Below are 24,671 nucleotides of genomic sequence, written 5' to 3'. Positions count from 1 at the left end.
CTTCGGGACCAAATTCCAAATTGCTTCGCCTATTCGCTATCGCTAGCGTTCAAAAAAAATCCTTCTCCCGAAGCTTCGGGACACTCAGTGTAACAATAATAAATTTCAGAAAGCGTTATAATGAAACTTCAAGCCCCTCGGGCACACCAAAACCTCAACTCAAAACCTCCCAAAACACCAACAAAATCTGTATCCTGTATACTAAAGCGTATAATAATTACACACTCAAAAACTACTCAAGAAAGCTAAAACGCTAGAATCCAGTAAAAAGTGATTATGGCACGTGGCTTGCAAAATGGGAATAAGTGAAATCCTTTCCGATAGAGAAAAATAGAATCGGAGGGAAGCATTTTTAAATAAAAGCCCATACATAGCAATCAAAAGTAGTGTCATATGAAAAGTGAAATCTTAACATCAGAACAATTTTATACTTCAAATTCAAATAGCAATAACGAACACGCCTTAAATGGTTCCATTTTTCGTATTAACAATTCCAATGCAGCAGTAAAAAAAGTAAGTGAGCGCACCAAAAGTAAGTTTGGATTATTTGTGTTGGTGAGCACCTTTGCCTTAATGTTTGTTGGAGCATACTCGGTGTATTATTTACAAGCAGACTTTGATCAGTTTCAGATCGATAGAATGAATTCTTCCTGGGGACTTCCGTTCCTGATAGTGGCAGGATTATTATTTTTCTTTCAAACAGGAGTATTTCTTTATAATTTATACTTGTATTATAACTACAAACCAATCGAATCAGTTTCGGATGAAATGTTGCCAACTGTTACCGTGATCGTTCCTGCGTATAACGAAGGAAAACTGGTTTGGGATACTTTATTGAGTTTGGCCGAAAGTGATTTTCCGGCGCATAAATTAGAGATATTAGCTGTTGATGACGGAAGTAAAGACGATACCTGGTACTGGATGCAACAAGCCAAAATAAAACTGGGAGATCGTTTGACTATTTTTCAGCAACCTGAAAATGCAGGAAAACGTCACGCACTTCACCGTGGATTCGAACTGGGAATGGGAGAAATTTTTGTAACGGTTGATAGTGATTCAATCGTGAAAAAAGATACTTTAAGAAACTTAGTTAGTCCGTTTGTGGTGGATGAAAAATGTGGTGCAGTAGCCGGAAACGTTCATGTATTGAACAGTAAAAAAGCAATCTTGCCTAAAATGCTTAATGTAAGTTTTGTGATGAGTTTTGAATTCATGCGTTCTGCCGAAAGTAAATTGGGTTCTGTTCTTTGTACTCCGGGAGCGGCGGCAGCTTATAGAAAAACTTCGGTTTTTGCTTGTCTGGACGAATGGATCAACCAAACTTTTATGGGACAACCATCAGATATTGGTGAAGATCGTGCAATGACCAATATGATTTTGAAACAAGGTCAACATGTATTGTTTCAGCGAAATGCGTATGTATTGACAAACGTTCCTGAAGAATATACGGGATTGTACAAAATGTTCATTAGATGGAGCAGAAGTAATGTGCGTGAGAACATTGCAATGGCAAAATATGTTTTTACAGATTTTAGAAAAGATTCAAAATTTGGTGCCCGACTTTTATGGTTCAACCAAGCTTTAAAAATTGTTATGGCATATCCATTTATGCTTTTTATGTTTGTTTTTATTGCCATGCATCCACTATTATTTTTAAGTTCTACACTTTTGGGGATTTTAATCGTATCGAGTTTTCCGGTGTTGTTTTATGCTAAAAGATACAATCTTGCCGATTCGCTTTGGGCGTATTCTTACAGTGTTTTTTACACCTTCAGTTTATTCTGGATCACACCCTACGCCATTGTTACCGCCAATAAAAGAGGCTGGCTGACAAGAGGTTTAGTCTAAGATAATTGTAATTAAAAAAATAGAAATTTGATTTGTTTTTTTATGACTCCTGTTCCCCCGAGCAGGAGTTTTTTTATGGAGTAAATTTTTTGTTTGAACCGATTTTTAAACCCGACAGTCCCGAAGCCTCGGGACTGTCGGGTTTGTCGTTGTAAATTATTCTGAAAAAAATCAATAATAAAAAAACGTTCATTCATTTATTATTTTATCTTTGCCAAAAATAATCAGTATGAGAGTAAGAGATGTTGACAAAGAAAAATTGGTAATCAAAACTGCAATTGACCAAATTGTGCGTGACGGGTTTCAAGGTTTCAGTATGAACAAGCTGGCGAAGGCCTGTTCTATTTCTGTTGGCACGCTCTATATTTACTACAAAGACAAGGATGATTTGATTCAGAAAATAGGTGCCATTATCGCGCTGAAATTTTTTACCAGTACCGTAAAAAATTTTTCGTCCGAAATGTCATTTGAGGAGGGTTTATGGAGACAGTGGGAAAACCGCGCCAACTTTACCATGAAATATCCGAAAGAAGTTGCATTTTTTGAAATCATTAAACATTCGCCTCATTCAGACACTATTCTGGCTTCTATTAAAGAGTTTGCAGAATTTAGAAAGATTATGAATGAGTTTATGGATAACGGACTTCGTAATAAAGAACTGGTCCCGATGACATTTGAAGCTTTCTGGTCTGTCGCTTACGGACCGTTATACACATTGTTGAATATGCATACTGAAGGTAAGAGTATGGGAGGAAAACCATTTAAACTTACCAAGGAGATTATGAAAGAGGCTTTTAAGGGTACAATTAAAGGACTAAAACCATGAAAAATTATGGAAACGAATTTGAACACAATACACATTTTCAAAACAAATATTAAACAAATCAATCCAGATTGCGATATGCATCGAACGCTGGATAATCATTCGGACATACAACAATGGAGCATCGATCATGAAGATGTTGATTGCGTGCTTCGCGTCGTATCGGATGTATTGAAACCTGACGCCATTATCGAAATGATCAATGAATTTGGTCACGAGTGCCAGGAATTATCTTAATCAAAAAATAACCAATTTATATGGAAAAAACTTCTGGGGACAGCCCCGCTTTTACTTCTCACCAAAAAATCATTATTGCGATATTAGCGCTTTTGCAATTTACAGTAATACTTGATTTTATGGTTATTTCTCCACTGGGAGATATTTTAATGAAAACCCTGAATATGACGACTGCAAACTTTGGTTTTGCGGTTTCTGCTTACGCTTTTAGTGCCGGAATCTCTGGATTAATGGCGGCGGGTTTTGCTGATAAATTTGACAGAAAAAAACTTTTAATCTTCTTTTATACCGGATTCATCATTGGTACCGTTTTCTGTGCACTTTCAACAAGTTATATGATGTTGTTGATGGCAAGAATCGTTACCGGACTTTTTGGCGGTGTAATTGGTTCTGTTTCTTTGGCAATTGTGACCGATTTATTTGTGATTCACCAAAGAGGACGTGTTATGGGATTCATTCAAATGGCTTTTGCTACAAGTCAAATTTTAGGAATTCCGGTTGGATTGTATTTTGCCAACAATTGGGGATGGCATTCGGCTTTTATCATGATTGCCGTTCTGGGAGTTTTGATTCTTATTGCAATTATTACCCAAATGCAGCCCATCACCAAACATTTAGAAGTACAAACAGACAAAAGTCCGTTTTTGCATCTTTGGCATACTTTGAGCAATAAACGTTATCAGGTTGGTTTTGCTTCTATTGCTTTTCTTTCGGTTGGAGGTTTTATGTTACAGCCTTTTGGGAGCGCATTTTTAGTGAATAATATTCATATTAGCCAACTCGAATTGCCTATGGTATTTTTCTTTACCGGACTTTCGGTTCTTTTTATAATGCCGTTGGTTGGTAAATTAAGTGATAAAGTAAGCAAGTTCAAATTGTTTGCTGCAGGTTCAATACTTTCTATCATTATGATTTTGATTTATACGAACTTAAATCCAATTCCGCTTTGGGAAATCGTAGTGATTAATATGATTTTGTTTATGGGAATCATGAGTCGTATGATTCCTGCAACAACACTTAATACTGCTATTCCGGGATTGGAAGATCGTGGTGCTTATATGTCTATATCTTCGTCTTTACAACAAATTGCCGGCGGAATCGCAGCGGTTTGTGCCGGATTTATCGTGCATCAAAAAACAAAAACTTCACCATTAGAAAACTATGATATTTTAGGATATGTAATTGCGGTAATTACACTTTGTAGTATATTTTTTATCTGGAGAGTAAGTCAGATGGTAAAAACGAAAGATGCTGTTGAAGTTAAAGATGCTATTGAAATAAAAAATACTGTTGAAGAAAAAGATGTTGTTGAAGTAGAAATAGAAAGTTAAGCGAAGAATATTTCGTTTAAAAATAGAAAAGCTTGTCTATAATAGACAAGCTTTTTTTTGTTTGTATGGCCCGCGGATTGGACGGATTGGACGTATTTATGCGGTTTTTTGTTTTTGTGTGAATGATTGATTGTGTAAGGATTTTATAAAGTAATCACAATCTTGTCATTTCGACCGAAGGGAGAAATCACACACGAAACTCTGCCGTTGCAATTGCTAATCTTTGTCGAATTACTAGTGTGATTTCTCCCTCTCGTCGAAATGACAAAAAACAAATTAAACTTCGTGCCTTTTGTGCCTTCGTAGCTAATGATTTCAAGAATTCCAGATTCCGGTTTGGGCTGTTTCTTTCGCGTAAGCGGAAAAATCTTTTGCTTTTCTTCCCAGAACTTTTTCGATGTCTGAAGTTATAGTTGAATTTCGTCCGTCTAATACTTGTTCGAAAAGGTAATTTACGAGCCAAATATGATCTTCCGGAACTTGATATTCCACTAACATTTGGTTGTATTCTTCTAAACTTAAAGATTGAAAAGTAATATTTCGACCAGTAACCTCAGCGATTTCTTTAATGACTTGTTTAAAAGTTAGAAGTTTCGGGCCAGTTAATTCATAGGTTTGTCCGTTGTGTTTGTCGTCTAATAGTACTGCTGTAACGACATCGGCAATATCATCGGCATCAGTAAAAGGTTCCAATGCTTCTGCTCTTGGTAAAGCTACGATTCCAGCTAAGATAGGATCTAAAAAGATGCTTTCGCTAAAGTTTTGATTGAACCAGCTTGCCTGAACAATTGTCCAGTTTTTGGCATTTTGTTTTACCATTTCCTCACAAAGTTGCGCTTCTTTTTCGCCTCTTCCAGAAAGTAAAACCATTTTTTGTACGCCTAATTTTGTGGCAAGACGGGTGAAATTCTCAATTGAATCTTCTGCCGATGGAATGGCTAAATCGGGTTGAAAAGTAATGTAAACCGAATCTATATCCTGAAGAACTGCTTCCCAGGTTTGTGGTTTTTCCCAATCAAAAGGAATTTTCTCATTTCGGGAACCTAAACGAATTTCGATATTCTCTACTTGTTCTAATCTTTCGACTACTCTGCGTCCTGTTTTTCCGTTGGATCCCAAGACTAAAATTTTCTTTTTGTTCATGACAATAGTTTTTTAATTGATTACTGATACAAAGTTGCAACCATTAAAAAAGAATCATTTGTCTGAAAAGAATTAAGATTTGTTTGAAAGGAATTGTTGCCGAACTTCATTGGGACGCATTCCGAATTTTTTATGAAAGGCATTCGAAAACGAACTTAAGCTTTCGTAACCCACTTCCCAAGCTGATTCTTGTACTGTTTTTTCGCTTTCGCGGAGTAGTTCATAAGCTTTATGAAGTCGTTCTTCCTGTACATATTTAAAAACAGGAATTCCGAAAAGTTCTTTGAAATTCTTTTTTAGTTTATTACTATTCAAGCCTACCATTTTAGATAATTGGGTAATCGATGGTGGTTTTGAATAACTGGTCGTGACAATTTCTTTGGCTTTATACAATTTGTTTTTGTCTATTTCTGAAAAGTCAATTTTTGTTCCTGTGGATAAAAGGGCATAGAAATGTGCCAATAATTCATTGATTTGACTTTTTAAAAACAACAATCTCGTGTTTCCCGTATACGTAGTATTGAAGATTTTCTGAATCGCCAATTGCATTTCGAGTGTCATATAAAAGGATGGGCCTTCGACAAAATGCTCTTTTGGATGTAATAATTCCGGAAGATAATTTTCGAAGATTTCTTTTTCGGCTTGTGGTAAAGAATGGAGTTTTTGGGGTTTGGTAAAAATACTGATCGATTGCAAAGGTTTGTTGGGTTCTATTTTATGGGCGAATTCTACTTTTTGATTTCCGAAAAAACAAATTGCCAAACCCGTTGTATTCGTTAGATATTTGGTTTGATTGTTATGTTTGATTTCCAGTTCGACATTTCCCGAACCATAAAAGGCAAAACCAACAGCATCGCCATCAATTTCACACTTCTGAACAAAAGTTTTAGAGGTGTTGGATTGTTCGATTAAAACAATAAAGTCATTTAGTTCTATGATATCTGTTGTCATTGGTTTTTGGCTATTTGACTACAAAAAGTATGAAAAGTTACTGTTTATTTTTAATTCTGCATTTATAATTATCGAAGTTTTGTAAAGATGTGTTTTGGTAATTGCTTTAAAATAAAAAGGGAATAGTATTGAAACTATTCCCTTTTGAGTATTGAAAACTATAGAATTAAGTCTATTTATGTTCTGTAATTGCAGATTGATTTAGCTTAATAATTCTAATTTTTTGGTTTGTATTGTCAGACAAGAAAAGACGATCATTAAGTTGTGCTGTACTAACAATTGTTCCAAATGGATTTTGTCCCATAATATCAGAAGCATTAACTCTTGCGGTGTATTTTTTATCCAGAAATTCAGCTTTAGGATAAAGGCGTAAATAATTTAAAGCTCCGATATTTTCTGATGTAATGGCCCAATCTTTACTAAAACTGATTGCAATAGGTTTTGCATCAAAAGTAGTATTTGTTGGCTCCATTGGTTTTGTCAACGATGCCGCAGCGTTGGCTTTAATAGCAGCAATACTGTAATACAAATAGCTTTTAGCATCTCTTCCGGCAACTACTAAATTTCCGGCTTCAACATCCAAAGAATACACCTGATCGTAACCGTTTAAGGTGTTTAACATCGCAATTGGTTTTAAATCCCAGTTACTGGTTTCAGTGATTTGTGTGGTTTCAAAAACTTTAATTGTAGTGTTTTTTTCTTTTACAAATACTAATCCGTCTTTTACGACAACTCCAAAAACGTGCACAAAAGTTGTCCACCATTGCCCGTTTCCAACCGTATTGATTCCGGCATTTGTAGTTTCGTCCATTACAAAAAGTCTGGAATCAACGCTTCCGATATAAATACGACCTTTATCAATACTAACCGAAGAAAGTTTGGTAAACGGAATTGTCGTTGTTCCTTTTGTGTAAGTCGTAATTGTTTTTAAATGTGCCGAAGTCAGAGCATCAAAAATTTCAAGAACATCACCATTACAAACGTACAATTTGTTGTTTGAGATTGTAATTCCTTTAGGATCAAAAGTTCCTGTTCCGTCGCCAATTTTGCTTGCAGTTATTGAAGCTTCGTCGGTTGGGTAGTAATAATTGTATTGCGAAGAATTATCGTTCTGATTGTCATCTTTGCTGCAATTGGTAAAAAGGCAAAGTAATGCTATAAAAAAAAGTATTTTGTTCATGATAGTTTTGTGGTTTATTTCCATTTTCCTTCTCCTTTATATTTTAATAAAAACGAATTTTTAGGATTAATAGTAAAGACAGGTTTTTTGTAAGTACCGGTCAAATAAGCCGTTTTTGTATACGTTTTTAATATCTCAGGATCGATAAAAGGTAAATCATTTAAGTAAATCAGATATTTATAAAACTCGGTTAACATTTCCTGCTGACCGCCGCCTTCGCCACTATTAGCTAAATTACTGGTGTGACTATAACCACTGTGATGAGAATATTCGTGTGACCAAACAGACATTTCGCCTTTCCAATGTCCGGTTACATAACCAGATTCCCATTGAGAAGCTAATGCGCCACCGCCCCAAGCCGAACCTCCGCCAACCATAGCCATATTCAAAGTTCGGTTATCGATGTAGGTATTATAAGCAGTTTCAATTTGAGCTTTGGTCAGATAATCATAAACACCGTTTGCAGCATCATCTTCAACATTTCCGTGCCAGTTCAATGCACCATTAACTGTAGCAGTTCCGGCTGTTGCTGCCTGCTCTTTTTTGAAACGATCAAAATTCATAAATGTATCATAATACAAAGGATGACTTATCGCATACGAATAATTGATAATCATTGTAATGGCTTCTTTGGCCAAAACAGGATTCATTGGTAAAAATTTATTAGGATCATCAGCAGGATTATTAAGGTGGTACTGCGTGCTGAATTGTACTAATCGATTTGATTTGATCTTTTTGAATTTTTCGAATAAAGGATCACTCGATTCTACCGAAAACTGGATTGCACCAGACGAGAATCCGTTGATTTTGTCAATGGTTACCGTTTTACCATCTTCTAATTTATAATCATGTTTTCCGTTAACTAACGGAAGTTGGTGAAACGAACGATGAAAAGCCGGAACTTTTGTAAATTCAAGGACTACAAATCGTTTGTCATAGTTAGGTAATTTTGCATAGACTTTTACATCTGTAAGTCCAACGGGAGAATAAAGGGAAATTTGTACAGAATCTTTTCCTTTCTGGATCACTTGCATGGGTTGATTGACACGAAACCAGCGGTCTTTGTTATCGTACATTCTCGCAGAACTTTCGCTGTCTTCGAACATGGTCATTGGTTTATTACCTGCAGGTAAATTTGTTGCGTCAATACTCGACAAATACGTAGGATTGTAATTTTCGTCTTTTGAGTCATCGCTGCATCCAATAAGGACTCCTGCGAAAAGTGCAAAAGATAGAAAATAAGAAATGGGTTTTCTCATAAGGTTTTGGGGTTAAATTTGGGGTTTAATTCTAAAACGCAAAACTATCAATATCCTTGCGTAAAACAAGAATATTGAAAGAAAATTGCTATTTATTTTGTTGTATAAGTACTTTTTTTTAAGTTTTGTTACATTGAGATTGTTTATTTGTTTTGAATTTGTTACTAACACGAATGTAAAAATGAATTGGAAGATGGGCTTTTAAATTTGATTTAAAATGTTTTGGTTTTGGTTAAAATTTTATTGGAATCATGTTTAAGGGAAATATCTTTTAGGTATATTTTTAAATAGAAAAACCTGTAAAATCATGTTTTACAGGTTTTTCTATTTAGTCGATTCCAACTACACTTTTTATTCAACTGGACAAAGTCAATATTATATTTAAGGAGCTACTACTGAAGCCGGATATTGTATCCAGCCTAAGCTTGATTTCTCATAAATCACTCCGCCTCCAATAATATTCATGCAATGAACTCGAAGACTAATCGCTTTTGGATATGTTGAATTCAAAGTTGTACCTGACAAAGCTGTAGTAGTTGTATTTATTACTGAGCCAATTTGATCAGTGTAAGCTTTAGTAACTAAACTGGTGTCACCACCTGAATTAATCAATGCTATTGTTAATGAAGGGGCTAATAATTGATGGGTATCAGTTTTTCTTAATCCTATTATACCATTGCCATCAGATAATACTATATTAGCATTTAAAGCTGGAGCTAATCCTGTTACTTTACCTAGAATAGTATTTCCGTTACCAGTTGTTACTCCTGTAGTATTACCTAGATTTTGTGCTACTATTAAATTATTATTTCCTGTAGTTATACCTCCACCCGGAGAGACAAATCCAGCATTTGCAATGATTGTATTATTACTTCCAGTTGTGATCCCACTTGCTGCTTGATTTCCCAAAGCAATATTCCAATTTCCTGTAGTTTGTGCAGATAAAGCCCAAGAACCAAAAGCTTCTCCATTACCAGTAGTGTTTTCTCTCATAGAATTAGACCCTACTGCTGTACTTCTATGCCCAAAAAGATTAGAACCTGAAACTCCTACATTTTTATTTAAAGCAAAATTTCCTATAGCAGTATTATGTTCACCAAATATATTAGTAGCTAAAGCTGCTGTGCCAATAGCGGTATTATATGAACCTGTGTTTACAGATAATGCTGCTGATCCAACACCTACATTATTATTTCCAACTAAATTATTCTGCAATGTTCCTTGGCCAACAGCTGTATTCCAACTTCCTGTTGTATTTGCTTGTAATGATCTACTTCCTATAGCTGTATTACTACCACCTTCGGTATTACTAGATAAAGCATTGTATCCTATTGCAGTAGAAGCATTCCCTGTATTTAATTTTAAAGTATTAGCTCCTAAAGAAATATTTCTTGAACCAGTACCAACAGTAATTTGTGAATCAACACCTATAGCAGTATTATCAGTACCTGTACTACTACCTATACCTACATTTACTCCATGTATTGATTTATCTACTCCTCCTAATTCTTGTAAAGGTATATTGTTGACTATTCCTGATTGTGTAGCAGATACTGGAACATTAATTTGATCCGTAGTAGCTACATCATAATCACCTTCTATTGTTTTTTCTGGAAAATTATAGTTTGTAAAACTAGAAATAGATGCAGGAATTTTTAATTCTATTGCTTTATGTGTAGATAAATCCTGTTGACGCATAAGTAATTTTCCGTCATCTGCACCTATAGCTGATTCATTTGAAGGCGATACATGTGTAATTGCAATCTGTGAATTATTAGAGGTAAAACTAGCTCTATTGGTTCCGTCTCCAACTGTTATTTCTGCGGTTCTATCATTAGAGTCACCATATAAAAAACCTATTATTGAATTTCCTTCGTCATATTCAGCTGTATTACCGTTATCTAAAGTTTGTTGTAAATTCTGTGAACCTTCGCCTGATACATTAATGTTTCCTGTTTCGGGATCAGGTTCATTACCGTTTACGGTTCTTACTCCGTATTTTTTCTTTGTCATTTTCTTGTATTTTTTAATTAATCAGTAATGTCGTTTATGACTAGATTATCGTCGTCATCGTAATAGCGGATTTTAGTAGTGCCATCAGGTCTATTGTATATTTCTTTTAAAATAGAAGGATTAAAAAGTAATAAATCTTCATTAGGTGAAATATCAGTAATACTTGAGTTTTGGAGCAAACTTAAATTTGACATTATTGAATCTGACGGTATAAAATAGTCTCCTGAACTTGAACCTTCTTTAAAGGTGCATTGAGTTTGTCCCGAATTATTTTTAAACTCAACACCTTGTTGGCTAGATCCTCCGGAAAAAGTTAAATATTCCTGATAAGTATTTGGCCCAAATGTGCAATTTGATTGCTCAGCAGAATTTAGAATTATAGATCTTTGATATCTTCCCGCAAAATTTATGTTTTCAAAATAAGAGTGAGAAACTGTAATATTCGAAACTCCTTTATAAGATTTAGGATTAAATGAATTGCCAAATTGAAATGCTTTAATAGCAGATTCTCTACCAAAATTATCATAATCAGATTTAGTATAAATTACATCACATCCTGATTCAATTTCATATCTGCGCGAGATCCAATCATTAGGATAATCATATTCTAGAATATCTAAAACCTGGTTATAATTATCTTCATTATATTGATCTTTTGTCCAATCGTAAGACAATGTGAATTGATCATAATTTTGTCCTTTTGCTCCTGAATTATTTGTCCATGAATATCCTCCCCAAATTGTTTTATCTCCTATGGAATATGACTGTTCTGGTTCATCTGTTGAAAGCTTAACAACATTGTTTGAATCCATATTTACAAAATATAAATCATTACCTGAAGAACAAACTGCAAAAGGTGTGTAAAAGGATGGATTATCATAAATTAAAGTTGATGTTCCATCAGGAGTTATTTTGAACACACGAGAAGTATAATTGTTAAGAGCAATAACATTACCTTCAGCATCCAAACAAAGGCCTCTTGAGGGAGTAGACACTGTTCCTAGTTTCGCGAAAACACTTGTTGTTCCATCAGGCTGGATTTTTATTACTGTTCCTGTACTAGTACTAACATATAAATTTTCAGTTAAGCTAGAAAAACAAATATCCTGGGGCCCTGATCCTAGTGTCGCAAAAAGACTCGATGTTCCATCAGGTAAAATTTTTGTAATACCGTAACCACCTCCATGTGCAACATATATGTTGGAATCGTTATCTAAACACATGCTAAGATTTCCATTTCCACAAGTTCCATGAATTGTGAAGGATCCATTTGGCGAAATTTTAATAACATCTTGATACGTGGAATTTGCCACATATACATTTCCGACTGAATCTACGCATATATCTTCATTACCATTTCTTCCTAAGTCTGCCAATGTAGATAAAACACCAGATGAATCTAGCTTAGAAACTGTTCCTCCAAAACCCCCTATCATATAAACAACATCGTCTAAACCTATACATAATTTATCTGTCCTGGATCGAGTTGATGTATCTATATCAATTCTTGTTCCATTAGGCAGGATTTTTGTAACACCACTGCCTCCTCCTGGGTATGGGTTTGCATTTGCCGTGTAAACAACACCATTACTATCAATAACTATACTTTGTGGATTATTTCCAGTACTGGATAATATTTGTTCATAATATCCGGCATCATTTAGTGTAAAAGTCTTTGAATTCCATATATTGAATCCATTGATCAATTGATCATATTTAGGATTCCAAAATTGTCCATGACCATTTTTTTCTAATGTATTAGTTGTTGCAGCTTTTATATGGATCGTTGTTCCGCTAGAAGTTCCATCGTCATATAAAGTTGGATGAACTCCACTTACTATATAATAAGCGCCTGGAATCAAAGAATCATTTTGGATCAGATTGTCTAATTCTGATTTAGTCACAGAAATAGCCGAACCACCACCAAAAGAGCTTTTATCGACTTCTTTAATGATTTTATCGGTACCTCTTACAAGTACTTTTTCTTCGGATATTGAAATCTCTTCAACATCGTTAAGAAGTATTTTTTTTCCAATTGAGTACTCACTCATTTTTTATGTTTTTTCGTAATTAATATTCATATTATCAATGTTTAATCTTTAGTTACGATTATATCATAACTAAAGATTAAATTCAGATTGCTTTTCTAATAAAAACTTTTACTAAACCTTCTGGGATACTTAATTCGATTAATTGTTAATAGTTACAATTAGTTATTTCGCAGAAGATTGAATTTTGGATTAGAGAAGTTGTTTTTTATTGCGTTATTGTTATAGTGTATTGAATCCATCCAGCGGTAGTTTTCTCATAGGTTAAAGCTCCGCTTGCAATATTTAAACATCTCACTCTAAAACCTGATAATGCATTTGGGTATGTACTTGTTAGAGTAGCGCTTGATAAGGTTGTAGTTGTTGCGTTATCTACCGCTGTTGTATTATCGACATAACCTTTATTAACTAACGAAGAGGTTCCACCGGAAATGATAAGAGCTTGTGTTAAATTAGGGGTTTTTAGTTCGCCTATAGTGCTTTTTGTAATGGCAATATTACCAACTCCATCAGATATTGTTATTGTATTTGATGCGTTAGCCAAAAGACCTGTTACTTTTCCCACCACAACGTTACCACTTCCAGTTGTTATACCAGTGGTATTACCGCTGTTTGGTGCAAGAATCATATTATTGGACCCCGTTGTAATACCGCCGCCTTTCAATATAAATCCGGTACCGGCAATTATTGTGTTACCACTTCCTGTCGTTATACCTGATCCTGCCTGATCGCCTATCCCAATATTGTATATTCCAGTTGTATTATTATATAATGAATTTGCTCCCACGGCTATAGCATTCCCAGTGGTGTTAGAAAACAGAGCAGCTGCACCAACGGCTGTACATAAACAACCATCTAAATTAGAGTTTAGATTACCAATAGTATTAAACATAGCATTTGTACCAATGGCTACATTATTATTTCCTGAAGCATTATTACGTAGTGCACTGGCACCAATAGCAACATTATTATTACCATCAATAGTTTTTGATAAGGCACTTGCTCCCATTGCAACACTAAAGGAAGCAGTTTTATTAGCATTCAATGCATTTACTCCAACAGCTGTATTATTACTTCCTGTTATATTACTACGTAATGCCCATTCTCCAAAAGCTGAATTGTTATTACCAGTTGTGTTTGCAATCATGGAATCGTAACCAACAGCTGTATTATAATCTCCCGTAGTATTTAAACTCAATGTATTTGCACTACCAAGTAATATATTTTCAGTAGTAGTCCCGTTACCTTTACCTATTCTTATCCCGTTGATAGTTTTATCTGCACCACCTAATTCCTGTAATGGTGTATTGTTTACAATTCCACTAGTATTGTTTGATACGGGAGTATTGGTAGTTATGTCATCTAATGTTGCCAACGTATATTCTCCCTCTGGTTTTGCAGGAAAACTTAAAGTAGTTGCAGAAATTGGATCTGAAAATTTAACTGTGGTATCTAATGTGTTGAACGGATCCGTTTGTTTTAATTCTACTCTACCTTTTTTAATATAAACGTAACCCCTTTGTTCAGGTCCCAAACTTTGTAAAGTAACGATATTTTTATCTACATAAACTTGGTGTGATGTGCTTAAATCTGGTGATTGAGCTACCAATTGAGATTTATATCCACCAGATCCATCTGGAGTTAATAAATCAACGGTATTAATTTCTCCTTTTTCGGCAAAACCATTTGAATTTACAATTGTCTGCAATAATATATCATCTCTGGTAGCCAAAGTATAACTTCCTGAAGGTTTATTTGCAAGATTATAAAAGACAATCTCACCAGAGTTTATTGCAAGATCTAAAACATTAACTCCACCAAGAGCGAGATTTCTTGCAAATATTTGATCTCCTCCTTCAAATCCTATGCCTTTATTCTCTACATGATCTACAACAGTCACTCCTCCTGATGCAATATAAGTTGTATATCTATTACTGGCTTCATGGAATTCAAGACCTCTATCGTCTACACGTGAACCAGCAAGTAATACTTGCTGTATCGGTGGTACACTATTGGTGATATTTATATTGCCAGACCCACTTAAATTTTGATTATTTATTGTTTTTAAGTTAATAATGGGATTGTTAAAAACTGAATTATCTACAACGTTACCCGTAACAGATTCGATGCCATTCCCACCCAACTCACTTTGCGAAACATATTTCACAGTATTATCATTACCTCGTACCAGTACATCATCTTCATTACTACCTTGATTAACTGTTTCTAATCTTAGTGGTTTATTTATTATGTATTGTTCCGGAATTGGTACTTGTTGAGATTCTTCTTCAAGAGCTTTATTATTATTTATCATGTTGTATTTCGTTTTTTATATTGTTGTATTTCAGGTTAATCGGTCGATGCTATTTTATTTATTAAAAACAACCAAACCATTTCTCACCTCATCAGATTCGAGAAAAGAACTGTTTTCCTGATCAAATTGAATGGTAAAATCTGTATGGTAATCAAGAATTTCAAATTGTGATCCGTCTCCGGCAATGACGATGCCCAAGGATTCTTTCAAATTCTCGATTTCTTTGTCGCAGATTAATTCATTGCCGGATAAGAACAGATCAAAGGTTTTTATTTTTTGTTGTATTGTTGTGCTAAAGGTTACTTTGTAAATTTCGGCTTCAAAGTTTGCTGTGGATTCTTTTTTATTTACAATAGAAAAAGAATCGCTTAAATCTATTGTGTTGTTTATTCTTCTGATTTTAAATATTCGGTCTAATTGGTAAGGTGCATTTTTGGGTTCTACTTTCAATTTGGTTGGTTAGTTTAAAGGCTGAGATTCAGATTCAGAAAAAAAAGAAAGTAGTTTTTATTTATTTTTAGACTTGCGTAAATTGTTGCAAATCGTATTTTATGAGGAGTTTTTTGTCTATTTCTCTATATGAAATTTGGGATCGATAGTGATCAAAAGACGTTTGAATAATTGTATCAAACGTTCTCTTATTGATTTAAGAATCAAGGTCATTGCGTCGAAATTTTCGACTTCTCTTTTTGTCTTTATGGCAATTATATTGCTGATTATTGAAATTCCGTCGCTAACAATAAGTAAATCCATTACAATGGTTACAAACCATTTAAAATTGTAATTAAGCCCTTTACTCATTAATGCCAAAGCTGTTGGTATTAGCAATACGGCTAACTTGGATACAAATCCCAAGGCTAATTTTTTAAAGCTAAAAGCATTATTTAGCACTATGGTTTTGATTATACCCAGAAAAGTATCCATTACCATTAAGTAAAATAGCACTTTGACAATTTCGATATCCATTTCTAAGTACATAAAGACTCCATAAAGCAATAATTTTAGTTCATTTGAATATTCTGAGATTTTATGCATCATAGGTTTTTAGTTTTTTTTAGTCTTCTACAATAGATTTTTTGGCATGATCAAAATCAAATACTCCCAATAAATTGGTAAATCTCTTTCCGAAAACCGATAGCGTATCGTCTCTTTCGTTTTCGCCTAAATTGTCGCTAATGGTTTCCCGGATAACACCAAATTGATTGGTAGAAGAAGCGATAATAAAATTGTCATTCAATAGCGCTCCGCCAACAATATTTCCGCCAATGTCGATACTCAGACTAAGTTTTCTTAGATAGCTCAAAAAGCCATTCCATTTTATAGCGGCATATGCAAAGCAAATAGGGTAGATGCCTAAAGAACAAATCAATGCAAATAAAAAAAGGGTCCATTTTGTGTAATGTTTTTTCGAAATAAAGAGAATTGGTAAGAGTAAAGTCGCAAACGGCATCATTGTCAAGATTGTAATTAGAAGCCACAGCAAGGCTGAAGCTGTAAAAATAAATTTCACAATTTTCATGTATAGTCTCTTTAAGATTAATGATTTTTGAATAAATAATCTTTTGGGGTTTAATTACCCCAAAAGATTATTACATATTGTAATTTATGGTTCCATTGGTTGTTTATTGTTGTGAGCAACAATTCCGGAAATAACATAATTATCTACATCTTCAACATCCAGAAGTATTACTTCCAAAGGTTCTTCTTTAAAGACGATTGATTCGATAGCTTTTGTTTTTCCTGTTTTGTCAATTAATAACATGCTTTGTACAACATTTTTTGTACAAACCCATTTTACATTCTCACCATCTTCAGACACCAATAACGGATGTTGTCCTGTGGCTTTAATAGTCGTTTCTGCTGTTTTAATTTCGAAATAATTAGGCTGTAAACTGGCTTTTTTGCCTACTACAGTTACCTCTGCTTTTGAAGCCTCATTTAGTTTTCCGTTCCAAACCATGTAATCTCCGTCAGATTCATCGATTTCATTTGGGAAAGAGAATCCTTGAAGTTTGTCGCCAATTTCAATATTCTTTAATTTTTTGGATTGTCCTGAAGCCATTGTCACCAAAGATTCTATATCAAAACATCCGCCACCTCCACCGCCACCGGTTGCAGGATCTGTAGTTGCATAAGCTTCACCATTAAAACCAGATGCATTTAGTTCAGCATCTAAAGCTTGTACCTTATAATAATAAGTCGTGTTTGGGGATAAACCCGTATCCAAACGAGAAGTATCAGGACTCATCATAAATGCACCGTAATTTCCGCCAGCAGGTTTTCGATATAATTCGTACTGAACACTACCACTATCATCAGTCGAAGCGTCCCATTTTACAAGTATTTGACTTTGACCTTCTGAGTTAGCTTGTATATTTTGGGGTACTGTTGGAGCTATTATTGATGTTGTTGTTACATCTCCATTGTCACTTCGTGCTGATAGATTTCCGGCGGCATCTCTTGCAATTACATAGAAATTATATCTTGTTCCAGCAGTTAAAGAGGTTACATAATAAGTAAGAACATTACTTGCTGTTTCTGCTAAATAATCACCATCTTTATAAATCAGATATTTTGTTACACCAATTTCGTCGCTTGCTGCTGTCCAGTTTAAACGTAAAGTCGAATTACCAATGTTTGAAAACGTTAAGATTGGTTTTGTTGGTGCTGTTGTATCGTTGGAAGGACCTACATATACGATAAATTGAACTACTTTGTAAGGGTTAAGAATTGGGAAAGATTGATTCTGACCTTGATAATCGGTATAATTACTTGCTCCGGTATAACCTTCCCAAGGCTCTGCTTTCATACCATCTCCAGTACCTGAATAATCTCCAACGGCGTGTCTATGTCTTGGCATTTCATCAATACTTAATGACTTAGCAACATATCCTCCTTCAGCTCCCAATGCGTCAAAAGGCCACGTCATTGTTCCATTATCATTATAAAAAGTTAAATTTTCGAAATAACTTCTTTGACCAAATTGCTGCGCACGTACTGAAGAACTAGGATTATATAAACCTACAGGCATTCTTCCTGATAGTGGGACATATTCTTCCCAGCCTCTAGGAATTGGCTCGGTTTTTCCCCAAATAGCTACCATACCAATAGGTATTGCCGAAGCAGGTTGTTCCTCTAACTTACTAATTCGTTTAAGTAATGAATCTAACAGGTTATTACTTTTAAAGACTTGGCTTGCATTATCAGTTAGTAATAAAGAATGTGATGAGGTCTTAGCAAGGATAAAATCTTCGGTACTTGTATTGGTATTGTCTAAATATATTTTTCCACCTACATGAGTGTTTGTCCAGTTTGACTGATAATTTAGAGTAAGATTTGACGTTCCGGGAATACTGGTGTCAACCAAAGCTTTTGCTAAATAACCATTTATTTGATTAACATCGCCTTCAATTACATCGATGTTTCCTTCAATTGCGTTAATGTTTGTTTTGATAGCAGTAACGTCGCCTTCAATTACATCAATGTTTGTCTCGATTGCATTGATATTTCCTTCAATTACATTGATATTGGATTCGATTGCACCAATATTTGATCGAATTTGCTGTAGAATTTCGTCTATTGTTTTGATATCTGTAATGGTATCAAAACCTCCTAAATCATAATATTTGATTGTCTGCACTTCACCATTTTCAGCAACAATAACAACATCATCATATTTTGCCGGGCTGTATTCTGCCTCATAATCATAATAAGCAGTTTGAGACGCTCCGGTTCCGTAGATTAATTTTGTCTCTGTTCTGGTAGTTTTTAAGTAATTCGTTCGAGCTCCCGCTTCAATAGAAAATAAAATTCCTGTTTGATTTTGAGGGCTTACCGGATCTTCCTGACGAATAACTGCCCAGCCTTTTGTTGCGCTTGTTGCATGCGCTACAATATAATCTGCAGTGTTGTCGATGCTTAAATGCCTTTTTAAAGCTTCGTACAATTCTGATCTGTAGGCAGTTTGAAGTCTTTCTAAAGTTTCTTGCTCGAGAGGAAACCCTCCTGCATGAGTAAAATTTACTTGTTTCATTTGTATTGATTTAAATGTCTGTTGTTTTGTATATTATTTATCTAAAACTTCTGGCGAATAAGAGTAGCTTTCATAACTTTTACCGGCTAGTTTATAGAAGTTAAGTAGGTTATGGAATTCAATGTTTGCAACTTTAATAGGTGATGCCGCCGATTGAGTTTCGTTATTATTTGGCTGAATAACTATTGTTCCGTTTGTTATTAAACTCTCCGGAATAAAAACTCTGAAATTGGCATAAGCTATTGTTGTATAATCTTTGCGATGAGCGAGATAAACAGGTTTGTTGTCTCTGTTTTTGTATTCATCATGGTTATATATTTTTAGTTGCGGGATCAATAATTCGCCTTTAACTTTGGTACCGTCCGGTAAAATACGATCCGGTTCAAAATACTCTTTGTGTAGGTATACGTATTGCAAAGTAGGTTTGACGGATTCGTCTATATAAATTAACTCGTCTAATCTTTTTTGCTCGATGCTTGCATTAGGATTGTAATTTTTGGTTGGATTGAAGGTTTCATTCAATATTTTTTCCAGATAAATCACCTGTCCTGTATGTTGCATTTTATAAAGAGTTTCTTCATAAATGGAACGAATGGGTGAGAGTAAAACATTGAGCCAATCCGCATGTGTTTTTTTCCTAAGAATAGGAGGGATGAGCCATAATAATAGCTTTTCCCATTTTAAAATCGTGTATTTATTCATTGTTTATGTATTAGACTATTGTTTATCTCTGTAAAATGTATAAGGAATATAGTTGACCTCAACCTCAAGAGTGCTCATATCAAAATACCCTGCTTTTGGAATGAAATATTCTATTTTGGTCACATCTGTTGGCGAAGTATTTGGTGCGTCACTTGGATTTGTTGCCGCAGCGGTTTGAACTTTTGTTAAAATCGGAATTTTAACTCCTTGAGCTTTCTGAATGGCATCTACCAAATAGGTTTTGACAAAAGCACCATTGAATTCAATGTTTTTCAAATGGTCTTTAAGAGCGTCTAATACTGGATATGCATCAGGATCAGAGATCAATGAACCATTTAATGTATCCAATACATAATCATCAAATACATTTAAATCACCTTTATTTGAGATTTTGGACTGATAATATTCGAGATCTTTTGGATTGATATAAATACTCAACGGATCGATATAAACATTCAAGCTTAGTTTTAGAATATCGCCTTGATCAGAAGTTATATAGACTTGATTTCCTGCATCTTTAATTTTTGCGATATATTCCTTAAAGGCATAAAGCTGATTTGGAACATCAATTCTCGAGATTTTTTCATCTTTTACGGTGGCGACTTTTATAAAAACAACTCCAACTTTGTTATGAAAATAATCAGAGAAAATTTCTTCGATTTCTGTGCCTGGTTTAAGCACCGTTTCTAAATCAATTTCACTTACTGCGCAATGTTTGATTATTTTAGAATCTTCAATTTCAGTGTCAGTAAGGTCTGTTGTATCAAATTGGTACGATCCATCTCTCCAGACTAGTGACATTCCGTTACTCGAATCCGGATCCAAAGACATTCCGTAATGAAAGTTCAAAGCCTGCTCTCTGTACCAGTTTAAGGTGTGAGGTCTTGATATCAAAGCATTTTTTTCGACTATTTTTTCATGAACCCAAATAGCAGTCGCAACTATGTTGATCCAAAGTTTCCAAATGGCTGTTTTCGAGTCACTTGTTAAGTCTTTCAAAGAAGATTGTTTCTTCTTTTCGTCCAGAATATCATTCTGTATTTCAGCAATTGTACGTGCCATATTTTAATTTTTTAATATAGATTAGCCTGTAAGACATGTGTAATATGCTTATAGAAAATTGTGTATGTTTTTTTGTAAATACTACTGAGATGTAGTTTTCTTTTTAGAGAATTCTAAAAGAGATTTGAAGATGAAATTTCAGTCTGTTTGATTGCTTAGAACTGATGTTGCAGAGAATTGCGGCAAAAGATTTTTATTAATAAATGATAAAATCATCTTCAATAATCATATAATCAATTCCGGAGAAGTTGTCCAGTAAAAACTCTTCTTCTTCAGTAAGAGCGGTTGCAGGTTTTAGGTTTCTGGAATTGTAATATTCGACAATATCTTTTTTAAAGGCTTCTCTTCCAATTTTCAAATCCTGATATACAGAAACATCTTCTGTAATATTAAACTTGTCATTGTCTTCTAAAATGTCGAATACTTTTTCGATACTTCCGTATTCTTGCAAAGAGAGGTCAAAAATGTTTTGGTTTTCTTGTGGTTTAATAGTTTCCATCGATTTTAATGTTTTGTAAATCGTTGACATCTAATGTTTTTACGTAAAAATTGTCATACGATAATTGTTTGTCTATTTCGTTTTCTAGTCTTAATCTGGATGTTGCATCCGGACTGTTAATGTATTTTTTAATTCCTACGCCAAGAATTGGAAACTCTTTATAACTTCCTTTTTGACTTAGCAGTAAATGTTCAATGTTTTGCTGATCTGCTTCCTGAATGGCGAAATCTCCATTACCAAAAGCATCCTTTATAATTAACAAGTCTTCATCTATGATAAAATCTTTCATATGTTGTAATTATTTGTTGTTTTTATTAATTAATTTCTCTCTTGAATTTGCGCGCCATATTCAAAAGATGCTGTTTTATTTGATACTGTAAAAATACGCTATGCTTATCCTTTAAACAAGATTTTGAGGCTTAGTATTCAGTAGTTTCAGTAAGTTAAAGTGTGTTTTTAACTTGTATTTAATCAGGTAGTTATGATTGATTTTGTGTGTTATTTTTTTAATGAAAAATTGCTTGTTAAAGACCTGGAATAATCATTTCGATAATTATTTTAAAAATCATTTTTATAATATTATTTTTAATCGCATTCAGTTTTATTTTTGATATTCCGGCAGCTTGAAGTGCTTGTAATGTCAATAGATTCAATTGGCTTTTTAAGAGCCATTCCAGTTCGTCTTCAGTAAGATTTCCCGAAGAGAAAAGAAGCATCCAGCGTTCCAGTTTTTCTTTGGATGTTTCCAAAAATGAATTTAAATCTTTCTCTAATTCAGGTTTGAAATCTTTGTAACTTTCAGATATAATAGCTTTTAATTTGCTTTTTAACTCTTCCAATAATTTATCGTTGTCCATAAGTTTTATGTGTTACCGTTGATTAAATCTAAAATTGCATCTTTTGATTCCTTGTCTTTTTTAATTTCATATTGAATAAGTAAATCAAAAGCATCTAAAACCTGTTTTTTGGATTCCTCCAGAAAAGGCTGAGAGAGAATTCCTTTTGTTTCCCAACGTTTAAAAAATCCAGCCAAAAGATTTTTTTCTTTATCGTTTAAAACTTTCCAGATCGAAAAAGTGATTTCATTATTGGGTTTGTTTTTCTCATATTCTGTTAGTTTTTCGATGTTAAGCAGCAAAGCTTCAACTTCTTTTGTATGAATAGAATAAGGCGAAATTGCTTCATCCATTAATTTCGAAGCTTCGACTTTTAGCTCCGTCGTTTTTTGATAAGAGTAAGAATCGTATAACGCAGTTTTGGTCGAAATACAAGAAGTAATTGTAAACGAAAGGACAATTAGAAATGATGCAAGTTTTAATTTTGAAAGCTTCATCTGTTTATTTGTATAAGATTACATAGTTTTTTCTGTCGCGTTTTAGCTTGCTAAGAACTTTCCAGTCGCTATATCCTTTTTTATCAAAATGCGGAAGATCTTTAAATGTTTTCCAGTCTCCGCCCCAGTTCCAGTTGTATTTAGCAAAAATTTTGACACATTCCTGCCAATCAGAAATTTGGTCGTTATCCCAATCTTTAGCCGTGTCCCAGGAAGCGGTTTTGCCATCTATAATGAGACAAATGTCTACAGCAAAACCATAATTATGAACAGATTGTCCGCCTTTAGCATTCGTCACTTTTTTTCCGGGTTTAGTTCTTCCAAAAGCGTAAAGATCTTCTTGTTCCTGAAAAGATCTGAGTCCTTGTGTAATTCTCACTTTAGCCTTTCCGGTTAAAGCAAGATCACATTCCTCAATAATTTTGGTAACTTCTTCCCTGACCGAAGGATGAAGCAAATCAATGTGTTTTTTTGTTGTTTGATCCATATTTGTATTTATTAATGATTTCGTTTTTTGAGAATAAAAAGCCTTTTCTGATTGTTCGAAAAACGATCACGGTTTTAATTATTTGGTAAGATTATTTGTGTTTTGAAATTTATTTAGTGTGGAAAGAATTCCTCAAATAAATCCTGAAAATGCTCCTTTTTTAGAACAATAATTTTGATAGAATAAGTGCTTTTAATTAGAGTGTAAAAATACGCCGAAATAGCGGGTTGTAAAAATAATATGAAGTTGTAAATCAGTAGTTTCAGTAGAGAATTAAGTGCTTTTTATGTTTTTATTTTGGAGAGAAAAATGGAAATTAAAGGCAAAAAAAATCCCCATTTTTCTACAAAACGAGGATTTAATAAAATGAAAATTAATTTATAGTTAATGTGAATATTAACCTCAATATTTATTCTAGAAATATATCGAAATACAAAAACATTTTACACAAGAATATTAAATTGATGATAAGTAGAACAAGAGAAAAAATCAGATAAGTTTTATTTTTAAAACTTCTAAGAAACAAAAATGATAAACATCCAAAAATAAGGCTAGTAATCGCATATAGCATTTTTAAGAATCCTACAACATCACTGTCAATAACTATTAAATCTCCTTCATTGACAGTATACGGATCAATAAAATAGCTGAGAAGAAAAAGAAAAAGTCCAATAAAAAACAATATTCGTATTATGATTTTCATAGTATTAATTAAAAAATGCAAGTATAAAAAATCATCGTTTCTCAAAGTAGAAAAATGGTTATTTCATGAATGACGAACAATTAATCTAATAAGATGTTTTCTCTAAGATAAATTGGCGTCTGAATTAAAACTTCATTTAAACTTTGTGCAGAAATTTTAAAGTTTAGTACCTCTTTCGGATTTATTTTTTTCCAAACTTTCCAGTACCAGACATCGTCTTTTTTATATCCTATAAAAAACCATAAATTGAAAAACCTGCTATTAAAAGGAATTTTAACATCATGAAATTTTTCATCTAATAATTCAATTTCCGGATTTTCCATTTCCTCAATTGTTTTACTATTAAAGTATTTATTCCATTTTTGAATTATCTCATCATCAGTAAAAGACCAGAAGTAATTGTCTTTAAACATCTGGGTTTCGTTCTCAATTGCGATATTAAAAACTTCAAAATCTACGCATAAAAAACTTAGATTTTCTTCTTCATTATATTCAAAATCATAATCGTTTATAATGAATGATATTTTTGAAAACCATCTGCCGGAAATGTTATTATCTATCGAAATGAAAATTTCTTTTTTAGTTCCTATTTCTTTTGTATTCATCTTTTTGTTTTAATGAAATCTTTATAAAATACAGAAACAATTAGTTTTGATAAATTCGTCATAGTTATTTTTTAGAAGCAATATTAGAAATTTGATGATT

The 24,671-nt window shown here is 33.7% G+C and carries 23 protein-coding genes; 4 read left to right on the top strand and 19 right to left on the bottom strand.

From position 1 onward, the window contains the following. The first annotated feature begins 393 nt into the window (after window positions 1–393). The 4 genes from CHB81_RS04025 (at window position 394) to CHB81_RS04010 (ending at window position 4,239) form a co-directional block, all read left to right on the top strand. Window positions 394–1,848, top strand: a complete 1,455-nt coding sequence (locus CHB81_RS04025) for a glycosyltransferase family 2 protein (RefSeq protein ID WP_089350611.1) — start codon at window positions 394–396, stop codon at window positions 1,846–1,848. A 229-nt stretch (window positions 1,849–2,077) separates the two neighbouring features. After that, entirely contained in the window at window positions 2,078–2,674 is a 597-nt protein-coding gene (locus CHB81_RS04020) for a TetR/AcrR family transcriptional regulator (RefSeq protein WP_089350610.1), read from the top strand. Window positions 2,675–2,680: 6 nt separating this feature from the next. Beyond that, window positions 2,681–2,908 (top strand): hypothetical protein, encoded by a 228-nt coding sequence (locus tag CHB81_RS04015; RefSeq protein ID WP_089350609.1) that lies wholly within the window; start codon window positions 2,681–2,683, stop codon window positions 2,906–2,908. Between the two features lie 20 nt (window positions 2,909–2,928). Further along, window positions 2,929–4,239: an MFS transporter gene (locus CHB81_RS04010; protein ID WP_089350608.1), complete on the top strand. Its 1,311-nt coding sequence runs from the start codon at window positions 2,929–2,931 to the stop codon at window positions 4,237–4,239. A gap of 315 nt (window positions 4,240–4,554) precedes the next feature. Here the strand turns inward: CHB81_RS04010 and CHB81_RS04005 are convergent, their stop codons facing one another. The 19 genes from CHB81_RS04005 to CHB81_RS03910 form a co-directional block, all read right to left on the bottom strand. Further along, the gene (locus CHB81_RS04005) at window positions 4,555–5,382 is read right to left on the bottom strand and encodes an NmrA family NAD(P)-binding protein (protein ID WP_089350607.1); all 828 of its coding nucleotides are present in this window, start codon (window positions 5,380–5,382) and stop codon (window positions 4,555–4,557) included. Between the two features lie 72 nt (window positions 5,383–5,454). Beyond that, the gene (locus CHB81_RS04000) at window positions 5,455–6,333 is read right to left on the bottom strand and encodes an AraC family transcriptional regulator (protein WP_089350606.1); all 879 of its coding nucleotides are present in this window, start codon (window positions 6,331–6,333) and stop codon (window positions 5,455–5,457) included. Window positions 6,334–6,505: 172 nt separating this feature from the next. Further along, the gene (locus tag CHB81_RS03995; protein ID WP_254920956.1) at window positions 6,506–7,513 is read right to left on the bottom strand and encodes an RNA-binding domain-containing protein; all 1,008 of its coding nucleotides are present in this window, start codon (window positions 7,511–7,513) and stop codon (window positions 6,506–6,508) included. A gap of 14 nt (window positions 7,514–7,527) precedes the next feature. Further along, window positions 7,528–8,772, bottom strand: a complete 1,245-nt coding sequence (locus CHB81_RS03990) for a hypothetical protein (RefSeq protein ID WP_089350604.1) — start codon at window positions 8,770–8,772, stop codon at window positions 7,528–7,530. A gap of 381 nt (window positions 8,773–9,153) precedes the next feature. Further along, window positions 9,154–10,785, bottom strand: coding sequence for a hypothetical protein (locus CHB81_RS03985; RefSeq protein WP_089350603.1), 1,632 nt, complete (start codon window positions 10,783–10,785; stop codon window positions 9,154–9,156). A gap of 17 nt (window positions 10,786–10,802) precedes the next feature. Then, a complete protein-coding gene (locus CHB81_RS03980) occupies window positions 10,803–12,836 on the bottom strand; it encodes a hypothetical protein (RefSeq protein WP_089350602.1) in 2,034 nt (677 codons plus the stop codon). Window positions 12,837–13,041: 205 nt separating this feature from the next. Further along, window positions 13,042–15,147: a hypothetical protein gene (locus tag CHB81_RS03975; protein WP_089350601.1), complete on the bottom strand. Its 2,106-nt coding sequence runs from the start codon at window positions 15,145–15,147 to the stop codon at window positions 13,042–13,044. 54 nt (window positions 15,148–15,201) lie between these two features. Beyond that, window positions 15,202–15,597, bottom strand: a complete 396-nt coding sequence (locus tag CHB81_RS03970; protein WP_089350600.1) for a hypothetical protein — start codon at window positions 15,595–15,597, stop codon at window positions 15,202–15,204. A gap of 117 nt (window positions 15,598–15,714) precedes the next feature. After that, window positions 15,715–16,185 carry a phage holin family protein gene (locus CHB81_RS03965; protein ID WP_089350599.1) on the bottom strand — a complete coding sequence of 157 codons (471 nt, stop codon included), beginning with the start codon at window positions 16,183–16,185 and terminating at the stop codon, window positions 15,715–15,717. 16 nt (window positions 16,186–16,201) lie between these two features. Further along, on the bottom strand, window positions 16,202–16,666 hold the full coding sequence (locus tag CHB81_RS03960) for a hypothetical protein (protein WP_089350598.1): 465 nt from the start codon (window positions 16,664–16,666) through the stop codon (window positions 16,202–16,204). Window positions 16,667–16,750: 84 nt separating this feature from the next. Beyond that, a complete protein-coding gene (locus CHB81_RS03955) occupies window positions 16,751–19,180 on the bottom strand; it encodes a fibronectin type III domain-containing protein (RefSeq protein WP_089350597.1) in 2,430 nt (809 codons plus the stop codon). A 33-nt stretch (window positions 19,181–19,213) separates the two neighbouring features. After that, window positions 19,214–19,882, bottom strand: coding sequence for a hypothetical protein (locus CHB81_RS03950; protein WP_089350596.1), 669 nt, complete (start codon window positions 19,880–19,882; stop codon window positions 19,214–19,216). A gap of 15 nt (window positions 19,883–19,897) precedes the next feature. Next, the gene (locus CHB81_RS03945; protein WP_089350595.1) at window positions 19,898–20,944 is read right to left on the bottom strand and encodes a hypothetical protein; all 1,047 of its coding nucleotides are present in this window, start codon (window positions 20,942–20,944) and stop codon (window positions 19,898–19,900) included. A 196-nt stretch (window positions 20,945–21,140) separates the two neighbouring features. Beyond that, complete coding sequence (locus tag CHB81_RS03940) at window positions 21,141–21,443, bottom strand: hypothetical protein (RefSeq protein ID WP_089350594.1); 303 nt, start codon at window positions 21,441–21,443, stop codon at window positions 21,141–21,143. After that, window positions 21,430–21,732 carry a hypothetical protein gene (locus CHB81_RS03935; RefSeq protein ID WP_089350593.1) on the bottom strand — a complete coding sequence of 101 codons (303 nt, stop codon included), beginning with the start codon at window positions 21,730–21,732 and terminating at the stop codon, window positions 21,430–21,432. Before CHB81_RS03935 ends, CHB81_RS03940 begins: the two co-directional genes overlap by 14 nt. Window positions 21,733–21,967: 235 nt before the next feature. Beyond that, the gene (locus tag CHB81_RS03930; RefSeq protein WP_089350592.1) at window positions 21,968–22,300 is read right to left on the bottom strand and encodes a hypothetical protein; all 333 of its coding nucleotides are present in this window, start codon (window positions 22,298–22,300) and stop codon (window positions 21,968–21,970) included. A gap of 5 nt (window positions 22,301–22,305) precedes the next feature. Beyond that, on the bottom strand, window positions 22,306–22,776 hold the full coding sequence (locus CHB81_RS03925; protein WP_089350591.1) for a hypothetical protein: 471 nt from the start codon (window positions 22,774–22,776) through the stop codon (window positions 22,306–22,308). A gap of 4 nt (window positions 22,777–22,780) precedes the next feature. After that, window positions 22,781–23,263 (bottom strand): M15 family metallopeptidase, encoded by a 483-nt coding sequence (locus CHB81_RS03920; RefSeq protein WP_089350590.1) that lies wholly within the window; start codon window positions 23,261–23,263, stop codon window positions 22,781–22,783. Window positions 23,264–24,046: 783 nt separating this feature from the next. After that, complete coding sequence (locus CHB81_RS03910) at window positions 24,047–24,571, bottom strand: hypothetical protein (protein WP_089350588.1); 525 nt, start codon at window positions 24,569–24,571, stop codon at window positions 24,047–24,049. Between the last annotated feature and the right edge of the window lie 100 nt (window positions 24,572–24,671).

Origin of the sequence: Flavobacterium sp. ov086 (genome assembly GCF_900187965.1) — a bacterium.
In the GTDB taxonomy this organism is placed as follows: Bacteria; Bacteroidota; Bacteroidia; order Flavobacteriales; family Flavobacteriaceae; genus Flavobacterium.
Note: the sequence above shows the minus strand (reverse complement) of the source record. Positions and strands in the feature narration are given on the sequence as shown.

Bases quoted from the DNA above. Each gene is read 5' to 3' on its own strand.
- CHB81_RS03925 (WP_089350591.1), bottom strand. From the start codon at position 22,776: ATGAAGCTTTCAAAATTAAAACTTGCATCATTTCTAATTGTCCTTTCG.
- CHB81_RS03930 (WP_089350592.1), bottom strand. From the start codon at position 22,300: ATGGACAACGATAAATTATTGGAAGAGTTAAAAAGCAAATTAAAAGCT.
- CHB81_RS03910 (WP_089350588.1), bottom strand. From the start codon at position 24,571: ATGAATACAAAAGAAATAGGAACTAAAAAAGAAATTTTCATTTCGATA.
- CHB81_RS04010 (WP_089350608.1), top strand. From the start codon at position 2,929: ATGGAAAAAACTTCTGGGGACAGCCCCGCTTTTACTTCTCACCAAAAA.
- CHB81_RS04025 (WP_089350611.1), top strand. From the start codon at position 394: ATGAAAAGTGAAATCTTAACATCAGAACAATTTTATACTTCAAATTCA.
- CHB81_RS03990 (WP_089350604.1), bottom strand. From the start codon at position 8,772: ATGAGAAAACCCATTTCTTATTTTCTATCTTTTGCACTTTTCGCAGGA.
- CHB81_RS03980 (WP_089350602.1), bottom strand. From the start codon at position 12,836: ATGAGTGAGTACTCAATTGGAAAAAAAATACTTCTTAACGATGTTGAA.
- CHB81_RS03945 (WP_089350595.1), bottom strand. From the start codon at position 20,944: ATGGCACGTACAATTGCTGAAATACAGAATGATATTCTGGACGAAAAG.
- CHB81_RS03995 (WP_254920956.1), bottom strand. From the start codon at position 7,513: ATGAACAAAATACTTTTTTTTATAGCATTACTTTGCCTTTTTACCAAT.
- CHB81_RS03965 (WP_089350599.1), bottom strand. From the start codon at position 16,185: ATGATGCATAAAATCTCAGAATATTCAAATGAACTAAAATTATTGCTT.
- CHB81_RS04005 (WP_089350607.1), bottom strand. From the start codon at position 5,382: ATGAACAAAAAGAAAATTTTAGTCTTGGGATCCAACGGAAAAACAGGA.
- CHB81_RS04020 (WP_089350610.1), top strand. From the start codon at position 2,078: ATGAGAGTAAGAGATGTTGACAAAGAAAAATTGGTAATCAAAACTGCA.
- CHB81_RS03985 (WP_089350603.1), bottom strand. From the start codon at position 10,785: ATGACAAAGAAAAAATACGGAGTAAGAACCGTAAACGGTAATGAACCT.
- CHB81_RS03935 (WP_089350593.1), bottom strand. From the start codon at position 21,732: ATGAAAGATTTTATCATAGATGAAGACTTGTTAATTATAAAGGATGCT.
- CHB81_RS03940 (WP_089350594.1), bottom strand. From the start codon at position 21,443: ATGGAAACTATTAAACCACAAGAAAACCAAAACATTTTTGACCTCTCT.
- CHB81_RS03920 (WP_089350590.1), bottom strand. From the start codon at position 23,263: ATGGATCAAACAACAAAAAAACACATTGATTTGCTTCATCCTTCGGTC.
- CHB81_RS03960 (WP_089350598.1), bottom strand. From the start codon at position 16,666: ATGAAAATTGTGAAATTTATTTTTACAGCTTCAGCCTTGCTGTGGCTT.
- CHB81_RS03975 (WP_089350601.1), bottom strand. From the start codon at position 15,147: ATGATAAATAATAATAAAGCTCTTGAAGAAGAATCTCAACAAGTACCA.
- CHB81_RS04000 (WP_089350606.1), bottom strand. From the start codon at position 6,333: ATGACAACAGATATCATAGAACTAAATGACTTTATTGTTTTAATCGAA.
- CHB81_RS03950 (WP_089350596.1), bottom strand. From the start codon at position 19,882: ATGAATAAATACACGATTTTAAAATGGGAAAAGCTATTATTATGGCTC.
- CHB81_RS04015 (WP_089350609.1), top strand. From the start codon at position 2,681: ATGGAAACGAATTTGAACACAATACACATTTTCAAAACAAATATTAAA.
- CHB81_RS03955 (WP_089350597.1), bottom strand. From the start codon at position 19,180: ATGAAACAAGTAAATTTTACTCATGCAGGAGGGTTTCCTCTCGAGCAA.